The sequence below is a fragment of the Parafrankia sp. FMc2 genome (assembly GCF_041008525.1).
Classification (GTDB): Bacteria; Actinomycetota; Actinomycetes; order Frankiales; family Frankiaceae; genus Parafrankia.
Genome location: NZ_JBFLUG010000054.1, coordinates 1 through 14,838, shown reverse-complemented (window position 1 = coordinate 14,838; position 14,838 = coordinate 1). Strand labels below are relative to the sequence as shown.

General features: G+C 75.2%; 6 protein-coding genes. 4 read left to right on the top strand and 2 right to left on the bottom strand.

Features of this window, described 5'->3' with window-relative positions:
- Positions 1–108: 108 nt before the first annotated feature.
- Positions 109–3,219 carry a helix-turn-helix transcriptional regulator gene (locus AB1460_RS19180; RefSeq protein ID WP_368962996.1) on the bottom strand — a complete coding sequence of 1,037 codons (3,111 nt, stop codon included), beginning with the start codon at positions 3,217–3,219 and terminating at the stop codon, positions 109–111.
- Positions 3,220–3,589: 370 nt separating this feature from the next.
- Positions 3,590–4,360, bottom strand: a complete 771-nt coding sequence (locus AB1460_RS19175) for an AfsR/SARP family transcriptional regulator (protein ID WP_368962995.1) — start codon at positions 4,358–4,360, stop codon at positions 3,590–3,592.
- A gap of 308 nt (positions 4,361–4,668) precedes the next feature.
- Here AB1460_RS19175 and AB1460_RS19170 point away from each other — a divergent pair, with 308 nt between their 5' ends.
- From AB1460_RS19170 to AB1460_RS19155, 4 genes are all read left to right on the top strand, one after another.
- Positions 4,669–4,896 (top strand): acyl carrier protein, encoded by a 228-nt coding sequence (locus AB1460_RS19170; protein WP_368962993.1) that lies wholly within the window; start codon positions 4,669–4,671, stop codon positions 4,894–4,896.
- Positions 4,897–4,949: 53 nt separating this feature from the next.
- The gene (locus tag AB1460_RS19165; RefSeq protein ID WP_368963041.1) at positions 4,950–5,828 is read left to right on the top strand and encodes a 2-oxo acid dehydrogenase subunit E2; all 879 of its coding nucleotides are present in this window, start codon (positions 4,950–4,952) and stop codon (positions 5,826–5,828) included.
- Complete coding sequence (locus tag AB1460_RS19160; RefSeq protein WP_368962991.1) at positions 5,825–6,901, top strand: alpha/beta hydrolase; 1,077 nt, start codon at positions 5,825–5,827, stop codon at positions 6,899–6,901. The genes AB1460_RS19165 and AB1460_RS19160 overlap by 4 nt, the downstream gene beginning before the upstream one ends.
- Before the next feature lie 7 nt (positions 6,902–6,908).
- Positions 6,909–14,838, top strand: a 7,930-nt coding sequence (locus tag AB1460_RS19155) for a type I polyketide synthase (protein WP_368962989.1), incomplete at its 3' end; no start/stop codon positions are given.

Here is a 14,838-nt window from a genome sequence, read left to right as displayed (position 1 = left end):
CCCGACGGCTGGCCCGCGCCGGACGGCGCGGTCACCATGATCTCTCCCGGACCCCCGCGACGGTTCCAGCCCGGGGCGGCGGGGCCTGGCCGGCCCGGGCGGCCCGGCTCAGCCGAGTTCGCTCATCAGCCGGGCCAGCGCCGCGCGGGACGGAACGTTCAGCTTCCGGTAGATCCGGGTCAGGTGCACGTCAACGGTGCGCGGGCTGAGGTGGAGCTCCGCCGCGATGTCCCGGGTCTTCTTGCCCGTTCCCGCGATTCCGGCGATCTCCCGCTCCCGCTCGGTGAGGACGGACAGCGGGGACTCGGCGGCCCGACCGGCGCGGACGCCGCGCTCGGTGCCGGTCCGGTCGGCGCCGGTCCGGTCGGCGGCGACCTGCGCGAGGCGGCGCTGTTCCTTGTCGGCCTCCTCGTAGATCGTCGTCGCCCCGCACTGGCGGGCCAGCTCACGAGCCCGCTGGAGCATCATCGCCGCGTCCTCGCCCCGGCCCGTCGCGGCGGCGCACCGGGCCGCCAGGGTGAGCGCCCAGGCCTCGAGATAGATCATCCCGGCTGTCGCGAACGACGACGCGGCTGCCTCGTACAGCTCGGCGGCCGCCGCCGGCCCCAGCCGGGCGCGCACGACATGCGCGTGCACCGTGCGCGCGTAGCCGTGCTCGCAGGAAACCCCCAGGGCGTCGGCGTCCGGCCGCTCGTCGAGCTGCTCGGCCCAGCCGGGCGCCGGCCGGCTGCCCTGGATGTTCTCCAGGCCGGTCATCAGCAGTTCCTGGAAGGCCGAGCGCAGGAACGAGGGCACTGACGGAAGGTCCGGGCCGCCGCCGGCGGTGACCAGCAGCCCGACGCAGCGCTCCGGGTCCCCGGCGATGGTGGCCGCGTTCGCCAGCGAGATCGTGGCGATGTAGCTCCACCAGGAGCCGCTGCCCCGCAGCGTGTCGACCGCCTGCTCGGCGAGCGACACCGCGCGGGCGGCCCGCGGCTCCGTCCAGGAGCTGCACAGGGAGGCCAGCGCCAGCGCCAGCCCGCGGATGTGGTGTGCGTCGATCTCCCGGGCGACGTCCCGGGCCTCCCCCGCGGCCTGCTGCGCCTCGGTGAGCCGTCCCACCCGGTAGCACGTCACGCTGAGGCCGACCAGCAGCAACGGTCGGATGTGCCGCTGCCCGCCGCGCCCGGACAGCGCCATCCCACGCCGGAAGTGCCGCTCCGCGCCGACGGTGCGGCCCAGATAGGTCTCCGTCCAGGCCAGGGCGGCGATGTACTCCGGGTGATGCTCGAGCTCCGTGTCGGGCAGCCCGTCCACCAGCGGCGCGCAGGACGTCACGGTGCGCAGCGCCCTCGCCTTGTCGCCGCTGAGGCTCGCGTTCAGGCCCGCCAGCGCCAGCGCGCCGACCAGCGCCGTCCGGTCGCCCAGGGCCCGCGCCGTGGCGACGACGGAGGCGACGTCGGCCTCGCAGGTCAGCCTTCCGTCGAAGACTCCGACGATCCCCTGGGCGGTGATGAGCCGCAGCGCGTGCGCCGGGCAGTCGCGCGCGCCGAGATCGAGCTCCGCGGCGACCAGCGCGCGAGCCTCCTCGTACCGGCCGAGCAGGCACTCCATCAGGGCGCAGAACGTCACCGCCGCGACCCGCGTCCCCGGTGACTCCGCCGGGGAGGCCCGCAGGACCTCGTGCAGGATCTCCCGGCTTTCCGCCAGCCGTCCCGACACGCCGAGCGCCTGCGCGAGCAGCAGCCGCAGTTCCAGCTCACGACCGGGGTCGGCGGCGTTGCCCCGGGCGTCCCGGGGCAGCACCCGCAGCGCGACCCGCAGCCACCGCGCGGCCAGCCGCGGGTCGGACTTCACCGCGTCCTGCGCCGCCTGGGTGAGGACGGCGAGATCCTCGGCGTCGGGGCCGGCGAGCGACCGCTCGATGTGCACCGCGACCTCACCGGCCGGCGCGCCCTGCTCGACCAGCAGCGTCCGGGCCCGCCGGTGCGCCAGCACCCGCCAGCACGGGTCGATGTTCGCGTAGACGACCATCCGCAGGAACGGGTGGCGGAAGCAGTACAGCGGGGTGCCCTCGACCGGGCGCACAGCATCCCGCCGGACGAGCTCGGTGAGCGCGGCGCAGGTGGTGTCGACGTCGAGATCCGCGACGGCGGCGAGGCCCGGCAGGTCGAACCGGTCGCCGAGCACAGCCGCGGCGTCGATGACACCGCCCTGGAGGCCGCCCTGGAGCGGTGGGTCGCCGAGGACCAGCGCCATGTACCGGTCGAAGACGGCGTCGCCGAGCGGCAGCCGCAGCCCCGACCCGGTGTGTGCACCGGCCCGTGCCAGCGCGAGCAGGTAGAGCGGGTTGCCACTGCTGTCGCGGTGCAGGTCGCGCAGCCGCTGGCTGCGTGCCGGCAGGCCCGCGACGGTGGCCGCCTCGGCCAGCGACAGGCCCCGCAGTTCCAGGCGCTCGACCGTACCGAGCGCCACGCCGCGGGCGAGGCTGCTGCGCAGCCGGGCGGACGCCTGCCGGCTCCGGTGCGCGACGACCACCAGCAACGGCGCCTCGACCGGGCGCCGGATCAGGTAGTCGAGAAACTCCACCGAACTCTCGTCGGCGCAGTGGAAGTCGTCGAGGACGAGCAGCAGCCCGCCGGCGGCCATCCGCTCCAGCATCGTCCGAGCGGCCCGGTACAGGGAGAACCTGGCCGAGTCCGCGGCGATCAGCGGGACCTCGCCAGCGCCCGGCGCGCCCTGCGGGCCCAGGTTGCGGGCCAGCACGTCGGCGGTCAGCGGCGGCAGCGCGGCGAGCATCTCGGTGGTGAGCCGTTCCGCGAGCATGCCCACGAACGCGCCGAACGGGACGTCGTGCTCGAACTCGGTGCACTGCTCGGAGAGCACGGTGACACCCTGTCCGCGGGCGTGCCGCTCGATCTCGGCAAGCAGGAACGTCTTGCCGATACCCGGCTCACCCGAGATCTCCAGGATCCGGCCGGCCGTGCCGGGGACGGGCCGACGGAGCCGGTCGACCTGCCGTACGACCCGCTCCCGGTCAGCCGCTCGCCCGGTGACCGCGCCGGCGGCCGCCGGGCCTGGTCGGCCTGGTCGGTCGGGCCGGTCCGGCCGTTCCCCTGGGCCTGCCTCCTCATTGCCGGCGCGAGCGCGGGTGAGACTCGCGGCCGCGCGGGGGTTCGCCGCCCGGCCGCCGGGTGAGCGGTCAGATGGTGCTCGGCTGATCGTGTCGACGCGGCTCACAGCGGAACAACGCTCCCTTCGCCGAAGTTACCGCCCGGCTGGTCGTCCGTCTCGACGCTCGCGGGCCAGTGCGGTGGTGACTGGTCCCCCACGACGAGATGTGGCCGCGCACGAACCACGGCAGCGGGCGGTATGATCGCCTACCGAGCAGACTGTGCGGCGCGGAGCAGACTCTGTGCGCGAACTACGCGGCGATCCGACAACAGAGCGAAGACGCGCCATGCACGCTGTAGCAGTCATGACGCCTGGTCAGGATCCGGAACCGGCCCATGGGCAGTGACGCTACCTTTCCCCGGCGCGACGTGCTGGCACTTTACCTCTTTCTCGATCGACGTGGTGGTAATCACGTATCATGGCGGCGTCCTGACCCTCAGCCAGCCCTCCGCAGGTCCAGCCGCCCGTCGGCGGCGAGGATGGCATCGTGCAGCTCACGCAGCGGCAACCCCGGGTCCAGACCCAGCTCACCGCGCAGGATGTCGCGCACGCGACCATAGGCACGCAGGGCGTCCGCCTGCCGTTCGGAACGGTAGAGAGCCAGCATGAGCTGACGGTGAAATGATTCACGCTGCGGATGCTCGGCCGTCAGGGAATACAGCTGGCCGACCAGTTCGCGATGCTGCCCGAGCAACAGCGCCGAATCGATTCTGGCCTCCACGCATTCGAGGCGCATTTCGTCGATCCAGGTGACGAACGCGGAGATCATCGCGCTGTCCCGTAGATCCGCGAGCACCGGCCCGCGACCGATCCGCAGAGCGGCGTCGAAGTTCTCGACGGCCTCGGCATGCCGACCCGCACGGGCGTCGGTGCGGCCACGCTGCATGAGCCGCTGGAAATCGTGGAGATCGATGTCGTCGTCCCCCCGCATCAGCTGGTAGCCACCGGGGCGAGTACCGATCGGGTTGCCCGGCACGTTCGGCCTGAGCAGGAATTTTCGCAGCTGGGACACGTACACGTGCACTGCCGCCGTGGCACGCCGCGGCGGCTCGCAGTCCCAGATCTCCTCCATCAGCCGGTCGACGGTGACGAGCTGGTCGGCCCGGATGAGCAGGACCGACAGCAGGATCTTCACCTTGCGAGCGCCGATCGTCGGGCTTCCCGGCTTCCCGAGAACCCGCAGCGGGCCCAGTACCTCGTATCTCACGACGCGGCTCTCTTTCGACCGATGAAACAGGCAACCGAACCGCCCGGGACGGCGGGCAGCTCATCCCGGGATGCAGGTGAAGATGTCCGGCGACCGGACCGACGCGCGAAGCTGGCGAGCCCATCGTCACACACGGGCCAACACACCACATCCGAGAAACTACGTACTTCTACCGGCCGGCATCCGCCATGTCGCCGCCGGGGCCGACCCGAATGTGACGCCAGTCACCGGTTCAGCGTCCAAGCAATTAGCCGCGCTTTAGCGGGTGCCCGCAGCATGCGGTCGACCGACCCGACGGAGGACGACGTATGGACAGCATCGAGGACTTCCTGGACCTCGTCCGTGACGAGCTGGGTATCCCGGTGGCGACCCCGGAGGCGGGCACGGCCTTCGACGAGCTCACCGGCTGGGACTCCGTCCACCTGCTTGCCCTGGCCACCGCGCTGGAACGGGAGACCGGCCGGCGGCTGTCGCTGCCCGACGTCCTGGAGACCACCAGCCTGGCGGAGCTGTACCAGCTCGCGGCGAGCCGATGAGCCCGCTGAGCCCGCGCGGTCGGGCACCGGGCACCGCATCCCCCGCAGCCGCTGTGGACGTCCGCCGCATCCGCCGGGAACGCCGGCACACCCTGTACTTCCTCGGCAACCTGCGCCGGTTCTCCGCCGTCCACCTCGACACCGAGGTGGACATGGGTGCGGTGCTGCGGCACCGGGCGACCGCGGCACACGCGGGCCGGCGGTACTCGGTCGTCAGCTACGTCCTGCACGCCGGCGGCCGGACGCTGGCGGCACACCCCGAGGCGAACGCGGCGATCGGTGGCCGGCTTCGTCCGAAGATCGCGAGGTTCACCTCGGTCAGCGGAAAGCTGACCCTGGACCGGACCCTGTCCGGGCAGCGGGTCGTGCTGGCCGCCGTGCTCCCGGGCCTGGAGCAGGCGACGCTCGACGAGATCCAGGCGGTGGTCGACCAGTACCGGGACGGTGACCCGGAGACGATGCCGCAGTTCGCCGGCACCCGGGCTCTGCACCGGCTGCCCGCCCCCGTGGCGCGAGCCGCCTACCGGCGCGCCTCCAGCCCGCTGGTCCGGCGCGCGGCGGTGCGTGGAACCTTCTCCGTGACCTCGCTGGGGCACCGCCCGGTGGACGGGTTCCACTCCGTCGGCGGCACCACGATCACCCTCGGCGTCGGCCAGATCGCCGAGCGCCCGGCGGTGCGCGGTGGCGCGGTGACGACCGCCCCGCTGCTGCGCCTCAGCCTGACCTTCGACCATCGGGTGATCGACGGCGCGGAGGCCGCCGACGTGCTGGCCGACCTGCGCACGGCCCTGGAGACCTTCGGCGCGGCGGAGGCCGGCGGCACGGACGCGACCGGCGCGAGCAACAGCGTGCCGGACGGCGTGCCGGACGGCGTGCCGGACGGCGTGCCGGACGGCGTGCCGGGCGGCGTGCCGGGAGGACAGCCCCGGTGAGCGACGTGGCGCAGCTGCGGGAGTACGCGCTGGTCCACGCCCGCAGCCAGGGGATCGGCGCCGACGTCCACGGTCCGGTGCTCGACGGCATCGACAACGACGTGGACGGCGCCGAGGGCTCGTGGGCACTCGCGTGGAGCCGGGTCGCTGCCGACGCCGAGCGCCGCGGCGAGCTGCTCGACGCCGTCCGGCTCTACAACCTGGCCCGGTTCCCCTATGTGGACGGCCCGGTGCGCCAGGAGGCGCACGCCCGGGCGGTCGCGGCGTTCGACACCTGGCGCCAGGCCGCCACCGACATCCAGTTCCTGGAACTGGACCTGCCCGGTGGTCGCCTGCGGGCGTGGAGCGCCGGGCTGTCCGCCACCGAGCGCCGTCCCCTGGTGATCCTGATGGGCGGCATCGTCAGCACCAAGGAGAGCAACGCGCCGGCGCTCACCGACGCGGACATGCTCGGGGTGGCCGCGATCGCGACCGAGATCCCGGGTATCGGCGAGAACGGCCTGGCCTACGGCCCGGAGAGCTGGCGGATGCTGCCCGACCTGCTGGACGCCGTCGCGGACCGGGCCGACGTGACACAGACCTACGCGCTGACGCTGAGCTTCAGCGGCCATCTCGCACTGCGCGCCGCGGCCGCCGACCCGCGCATCCGCGGCGTGGTGACGACGGGCGCGCCCGTGCACGACTTCTTCACCGACGCCGAGTGGCTGGCCCAGGTCCCGCGGATCACCCTGGACACCCTCGCCCAGCTGACCGGGGCCAAGGTCGCCGACCTGCCCCACCACCTGCGCGGCTGGGCCATCCCGGACGCACTGCTGGCCGGCCTCGACATCCCCGTCGCCTACGCCGCGAGCCGGCGCGACGAGATCATCCCGCCCGGTGACGTCGCCCGGCTCCGCCGCCACCTGTCGCGGCTGGAAGTGCTGGAGAAGGACGACGTGCACGGATCCCCGCGGCATGTGGACGAGGTCCGCCTCTGGACGGTCCTCACCCTGCTGCGGTTCCGGGGCGTCACCGGTCCCGTCGTCGACGGGCTGACCGCCGCGCTCGAGGCGGCCCGTACTAAGGAGCACTGACCCCGCAATGGGACCCGAGGAACTCCGCGCGACCACCGACGCGACCACCGACGCGACCGTTCAGGCGACGCCCCACGGCAGCGGCGCCCGCGAGCCGATCGCGGTGGTCGGCCTGTCCTGCCGGCTGCCCCAGGCCGCGAGTCCCGCCGAGTTCTGGCGGCTGCTGCGCGACGGCGTGGACGCGGTGACCGACGCGCCGGCCGACCGCTGGGACTCCGGGCTGCTCGGCGAGCTCGGGCTGTCCGGGTACGCCCGGGGCGGATTCCTCGACGCCGTCGACCGTTTCGACCCGGGCTTCTTCGGGATCTCACCGCGCGAGGCCGCTGCCATGGACCCGCAGCAGCGCCTCGTGCTGGAGCTGGCCTGGGAGGTGCTGGAGGACGCCGGTGTCATCCCGGAAGCACTGCGCGGCAGCCGGACCGGCGTGTTCGTCGGGGCGATCGGCTCGGAGTACGCGAGCCTCGCCGGGCGGTACGGCCCGGCGGCGATCGACCGGCACACCCTGACCGGCCAGGCCCGCGGCCTGATCGCCAACCGGGTCTCCTACCTGCTCGGGCTGCGCGGGCCGAGCCTCGCCGTCGACGCCGCCCAGTCGTCCGGTCTGGTCGCTGTCCACCTGGCCTGCGAAAGCCTGTGGCGGGGCGAGACGACGCTGGCGATCGCCGGCGGTGTCAACCTGAACCTGCTCACGGAGACCAGCGTCGCGGCGGCACGGTTCGGCGGGCTGTCCCCGGACGGCCGCAGCTACACCTTCGACGCCCGCGCCAACGGCTACGTGCGCGGGGAGGGCGGGGCGACCGTCCTGCTCATGCCGCTGTCGCGGGCGGTCGCCGAGGGCCGGCACGCCTACGGGGTGATCCTGGGCGGCGCGGTGAACAACGACGGCGGCGGCGCCGGTCTGACGGTGCCCGACGGGGCCGCACAGGCCGCCGTCCTGCGGGCGGCCTACGCGGACGCCGGGGTGGACCCTGCCGACGTCCGCTACGTCGAGCTGCACGGGACGGGCACGAAGGTCGGTGACCCGGTCGAGGCGGCGGCGCTGGGCGCGGTGCTCGGCGCCGGCCGCTCCGGTGACCGCCTGCTGCGGGTCGGCTCGGTGAAGACGAACATCGGGCACCTCGAAGGGGCAGCCGGCATCGCCGGGCTGCTCAAGGTGCTGCTCGCCCTGCGCCACCGCCGGCTGCCGGCGACCCTGCACCACGCCACGCCGAACCCGGCGATCCCGCTGGCCGATCTCGGCCTCACCGTCCAGGACCGGCTCGGAGCCTGGCCGACCGGCGCGGACGCCGCTGGCACCGGCCCGTCCGGCGCCGGCCCGTCCGGCACCGGCCCGTCCGTCGCTGGCGTCGGCGACGTGCTCGTCGCGGGTGTCAGCTCGTTCGGCATGGGCGGCACGAACTGTCATCTTGTCGTCGCCGAGGCGCCGCCGGGCGCCGCGGCGGCACGCGGCGAGGGAGCGGCCGCCGACACAGACCGCGAGCCCACCGGAACCAGGCGGGCGGCCGGACCCGCCGTCCTGCCGTGGGTGCTCTCCGCGCGCGGCGAGGCGGCACTGACGGCGATGGCCGCGCGGCTGCTCTCCCACCTCGATGCCCACGAGACCGGCCACGCGCCCCGCCCCGAGGACGTCGCCTGGTCGCTGGCCACCACCCGGGCGACGTTCGAGGACCGGGCTGTCATCCTGGGGACCACCGACGCCCAGCTGCGGGCCGGGCTCGGGGCACTCGCCGCCGGACTCCCGGCCGCCGGGCTGCACGACGGGCGCGCGGCCCAGGCGAGCCGGGTCGTGCTGGTCTTTCCCGGGCAGGGTTCGCAGTGGGTCGGCATGGCCGGCGCGCTGCTCGAGCAGGCGCCGGTGTTCGCAGCGGCGGTGGACGACTGCGCGCGGGCACTCGCCCCCCACGTCGACTGGTCCCTGCACGACGTGCTGGGCGGCGCCCCCGGGGCCGCCTCGCTGGATCGGGTCGACGTCGTCCAGCCGGCACTGTTCGCCGTGATGGTCTCGCTCGCCCGGCTGTGGGAATCGCTGGGCGTGCGGCCGGACGCGGTGATCGGCCACTCGCAGGGCGAGATCGCCGCCGCGCATGTCGCCGGGGCGCTGACCCTCCACGACGCGGCCCGGATCGTGGCCCTGCGCAGCAGGGCCCTCGTCGCGCTCGCCGGCCGTGGCGCGATGGCCCAGATCGCCCTGCCCGCCGACCAGGTGCGTGCCCACCCGCTCGCCGATCCGGCCCGGGTCTCGGTCGCCGCGGTGAACGGGCCGGGGTCCACCGTCGTCTCGGGCGACCCGGCGGCCGTCGCCGCGCTGGTCGCCGACCACGACCGGCGTGGCGTGCGGGCCCGGCTGATCCAGGTGGACTACGCCTCGCACTCGCCGCAGGTGGACACGGTCGGTGCTGACCTGCGTACGGCGCTCGCCGGCATCCGCCCGGTCTCCTCGACGGTGACCTTCTACTCCACGGTGACCGGCGGCCCGCTGGACACCGCCCGGCTCGACGCCGACTACTGGTACCGCAACCTGCGCCAGACCGTCCTGCTGCAGCGGGCCACCGAAGCCGCGCTCGCCGCCGGGCACCGGCTGTTCATCGAGGTCAGCCCGCACCCGGTGCTGACCGGCAGCCTGCAGGAGACGTTCACCGAGGCCGGATCGGCGGCAGGCGCGGAACTGGCGGAGCTGGCAGAGCTGGCGGAACTGGCAGAGCTGGTGGCACCCGGCGACGCCCCGGCCGCGGTCGGGACGCTGCGACGCGACGAGGGCGGCTGGGAGCGGCTGCTCGCCTCCGCCGCCCAGGCGTTCGCCCGGGGCGCCGGCGTCGACTGGGCCGCGGCGCTGCGCGGCCAGTCCGCCGTCGCTGCCGTCCGTCCGATTCCGCTGCCGACGTACCCGTTCCAGCGCGAGCGCCACTGGCTGGACGACTCCCACCGCGCGCCGGCCGCCCTCGGTGTCGCCGCCGCCGCGCGGCCGGCTGGCCCGGCCGCCGGAGCGACGTCCGCCGGAGCGACGTCCGCCGCCTCGTCCTGGGCTGGTCGGTTCACGGCGCTCGGCACCGCCGAGCAGGGCCGGACACTGGTCGAGCTGGTCCGGACCCACGTGGCGATCGTTCTCGGGCATGTGACACCGAACGCGGTCGACCCGGACCGGGCCTTCCGGGACCTCGGCTTCGAGTCGGCGTCCGCGGTCGAGCTGCGCGACCGTCTCGCCTCGGCGACCGGACTCCCGCTGGCGCCGAGCATGTTGTTCAACCATCCGACGATTGCCGCGCTGGCCCGGCATCTGGGCGAGGTGGCGCTCCAGCGGGCGGGTGCCGGCCGGCCGGCGGACAACGCCACGGGCGGCACCGCGGCAGCCGCCGACGATCCGATCGCGATCGTCGGGATGGCCTGCCGCTTCCCCGGTGGGATCGGGTCGCCGGAGGACCTGTGGCGGGTCGCCGTCACCGGCGCGGACGTCGTCTCCGACTTCCCGACCGACCGTGGCTGGGACCTGGCCCGCCTGTACGACCCCGACCCGGCCACGCCCGGCGCCAGCTACGTGCGGACCGGCGGGTTCCTCACCGCGGCCGGCGCGTTCGACGCGGACTTCTTCGGCGTCTCACCGCGGGAGGCGCTGGCGATGGACCCGCAGCAGCGGCTCCTGCTGGAGGTGGGGTGGGAGGCCATCGAGCGGGCCGGACTCGACCCCACGGCGCTGCACGGAAGCCGCACCGGTGTGTTCGTCGGCGTCATGCCGCAGGACTACGGCCCACGCCTGCACGAGCCGGCCGGCGGCCTGGACGGCTACCTGCTCACCGGCAGCACGACCAGCGTCGCCTCCGGGCGCCTGGCCTATGCCCTCGGTCTGGAGGGGCCGGCGGTCACCGTCGACACCGCCTGCTCGTCCTCGCTGGTGGCGCTGCACCTGGCCGCGAGCGCGCTGCGTGCTGGCGAGTGCTCGCTGGCCCTGGTCGGCGGCGTCACCGTGCTCACCAGCCCGGGCATCTTCGTCGAGTTCAGCCGCCAGCGCGGGCTGGCCCCGGACGGCCGGTGCAAGCCGTTCGCCGCCGCCGCCGACGGCACGGGCTGGGCCGAGGGCGTCGGCATGCTGGTCGTGGAACGGCTCTCGGAAGCACAGGCCCACGGCCACCGCGTGCTCGCGGTGATCCGCGGATCCGCGGTCAACTCGGACGGCGCCAGCAACGGGCTGACCGCGCCGAACGGCCCGTCCCAGCAGCGGCTGATCCGGGCGGCGCTGCACGGCGCCGGCCTGGCACCGGCGGACGTCGACGTGGTCGAGGCGCACGGCACCGGCACCCGGCTCGGCGACCCGATCGAGGCCGAGGCCCTCCTCGCCACCTACGGCCAGGACCGTCCCGCGGACCGGCCGGTCTACCTGGGATCGGTCAAGTCGAACATCGGGCACACCCAGGCGGCGGCCGGAGTCGCCGGTGTGATCAAGATGGTGCAGGCGCTCGAGCACGGTCTGCTGCCCGCGTCGCTGCACGTCGACGCGCCGTCCCCGCACGTCGACTGGACGGCCGGCGCGGCGGCCCTGCTCACCGAGCCGACGCCGTGGCCGCCGCTCGAGCGCCCTCGCCGGGCCGCCGTCTCGTCCTTCGGGATCAGTGGTACCAACGCGCACGTCATTCTGGAACAGCCGGCGGCCGAGCGGCCGGCCGATCTCCTCGGCGCCGCTGATCCCGCCGGTACGGCCACCGCACCAGTGCCGGCCGCGCCGACCGCGGTGCCGTGGCCCCTGTCGGCACGCGGCGAGGCGGCGCTGCGCGCGCAGGCCGCCCGGTTGCGGAGCACGCTCGCCGCCTCGGCCACCGCCGCCGACCCCACCGGCGACCCGGCCACGGCCGACCAGGCCAGCCAGGCCGACCCGGACGACCCGGACGACCCGGCAGCCGGTCCGCCGGCAGCCGACCGGCTGGGTGATCCGCGCGCCGTGGGCTACGCCCTGGCGACCACCCGCGCCGCGCTCCCGCACCGGGCGGTGCTCGTCGGACGGACCACGGCGGACTTCGCCGCCCAGCTCGAGGCCCTCGCGGCCGGAACCAGCGCCCGTGGGCTGACCCGCGGGGCGGCCGGCAGCCCCCGGACCGTGGCGTTCCTGTTCTCCGGACAGGGCAGCCAGCGGCCGGGGATGGGCCGGGCGCTCTACACGGCCCATCCGGTCTTCGCCGACGCCCTCGACGAGGTCTGCGCGGCCCTCGACGCGCACCTCGACCGCCCCCTGCTGAGCGTCCTGCACGCCGAACCCGACGGCGACGCCGCGGCACTCATCCACCAGACCCGCTACACCCAGCCCGCGTTGTTCGCCTTCGAGGTCGCCCTGCACCGGCTGGTCACCGCGCACGGCATCGAGCCGGACTACCTGACCGGCCATTCGCTGGGCGAGCTGACCGCCGCCCATCTCGCCGGCGTGTTCAGCCTCGACGACGCCGCCCGACTCGTCGTCGCCCGCGCCGCGCTCATGCAGAACCTGCCCGCCGACGGCGCGATGCTCGCCCTCGACGCCGACGAGTCGACCGCCGCGGCGCTGCTCGCCGGCCATGAGGCCACGGCCTCGATCGCCGCGACCAACCACCCGACGGCGACCGTCGTCTCGGGATCGGGGGACGTCCTGGAGTCCGTGGCCGAGGACGCCCGTGCGCGGGGCATCCGCGCGCGCCGGCTCACGGTCTCCGGCGCGTTCCACTCCCCGCACACCGACGGCGTCCTCGACGAGTTCGCCGCGGTGGCCACCGCCGTCCGCTACGCGGCGCCGCGGATACCCCTCGTCTCGAACCTCACCGGTGACCTCGCCGACCCGGCCGAGATCACCACGCCCGGTTACTGGGTCCGCCACGTCCGCGACACCGTCCGGTTCCACCAGGGCATCCAGACGTTGCGCCGGCTCGGCGTGACGACCTACCTGGAGCTCGGCCCGGACGGCACGCTCACCGCCCTCACCCGCGGCACGCCTGAGCACCCCGCCGACGAGCTCGTCCTGCCGCTGCTGCGCCGCGACCGCGACGACACCGAGACCGTGCTGGAGGCCCTCGCCCGGCTGCACACCGCAGGGCACACCGTCGACTGGGCCGCGGCCTTCCCCGGCCCACGACCGACGCGGGTCGACCTGCCGACCTACCCGTTCCAACACCGGACGTTCTGGCTGTCCACCGCCACCACCGCCGGAACCGGCGCCAGCCTGGCGGGAGCCGGGCTGCGCGGCACCGGCCATCCGCTGCTCGGCGCGGCGGTCGAGGTCGCCGACATCAGGGACCTGGCACGGGAAGCCGACCAGCCGGCGGTCCAGCCCGCCGAACGGCGCGACGGGCTGGTGCTCACCGGCCGTCTGTCGGTCGCCACCCAGCCGTGGCTCGCGGACCACACGATCACCGGGACGATCCTGCTGCCCGGCACCGGGCTGGTCGAGCTGGCCCTGCATGCCGCCGGGCACACCGCCCAGCAGCACCTGGCCGAGCTGACGCTGGAGGGCCCGCTGCCGCTGCCGCCGGACGGTGCGGTCCTCGTACAGGTCACCGTCGGGGCCGTCGACGACGCGGGACGCCGGGACGTACGGGTGTACTCACGGCGGGACACCGCCACCGCGCCGTGGACCCGGCATGCGTCAGGCGTCCTGACGGCGGAGCCGACCGGAGCGGGGCAGGCAGCGACCTGGCCGGCGGAGACGAGGCCGGCGGAGACGAGGCCCGGCGCGGGCGGCGCGGATCCGGAGCAGGGCGCGCGGGCCGCGTGGCCGCCTGCCGGCGCCGCGCCGGTGCCGCTCGACGGCCTGTACGAGCGGCTCGCCCGGTCCGGTTACGACTACGGACCCGCCTTCCAGGGACTGCGGGCGCTGTGGAGCGGCGGCCCGGACGACCGGACCCTGTACGCCGAGATCGCCCTGCCGGACGCGGCGGAATCGACCGCACCCGGCCAGGACGACGGCCTGGAACTGCACCCGGCGCTGCTCGACGCGGCGCTGCACCCGGTGGTCGGAGGCCTCGCGGTGTTCGCCGGGCTCGCCGGGGCGGATTCCGACGCCGATGGTGCGGGCGACCCGGCGGCAGGGTCGATGCTGCTCCCGTTCTCGTTCAGCGGCGTGAACCTCGTCGCCACGGGTGCCCGCGAGCTGCGCGTCCGGATCACCGCGCTCGGCGCGGGCCGCCCCGGCAGCGGCAGCGGCAGCGGCAGCGGCAGCGGCAGCGGCAGCGGCGCCAGGGTCGCACTCGCCGTCGCGGACGGCGACGGGCAGCCGGTGGCGACGATCGAGTCGGTCGTGCTGCGGCCGGCGGCCCGCGCCCGGCTCACCGCGCTGCACCCCGGCGCTGCCGCGGCAACCGTGGCCGTGGGTCTCTACCGTTCGGCCTGGCAGCCCCTGCCGCCGCTCGCGACGGTCCCACCGGCCCCGGCCGGTGACCTCACGCTGCTGACACTGCCGGCGCAGACGGAGCCCGGGCCGGCTGCCGCCCACCGACGCGCCGCCGACGTCCTGGGGAGCCTGCGGGAAGCGCTGCGGTCGGACGGGCGGGGCGCCGCCCGGCTGGCGGTCGTCGTGCCGGCGACCGACCTCGCCAGCGCGCCGGTACGGGGCCTGGTGCGATCCGCCCAGGCCGAGTACCCGGGCCGGTTCGTGCTGGTGGAGCATGACCTGCCGGCCGGTGAGGCGCCCGACGAGGCCACCGTGCGCGCGGCTGTCGCCGCCGCGTCGGCGGCCGGCGAGAACGCGGCGGAGCTGCGCGGCGGGGTGGTCGGCGTGCGACGCCTCGAGCCGGTCCACACCCTCCCGGCCGTTCGGGACGCGCAGGTGCCCGCCGCGGCAGGCACGGGGGGCCAGCTGGATCCGGCGGGGACGGTGCTGATCACCGGTGGCACCGGCACCCTCGGCGCCCTCGCCGCCCGCCACCTCGTCACCCACCACGGCATCCGCCACCTGCTCCTCGTCAGCCGCCGCGGCCCCACCGCCCCCG

What these genes read in the sequence shown, in the direction of transcription:
- AB1460_RS19170 (WP_368962993.1), top strand. Translation starts at nt 4,669, where the DNA reads ATGGACAGCATCGAGGACTTCCTGGACCTCGTCCGTGACGAGCTGGGT.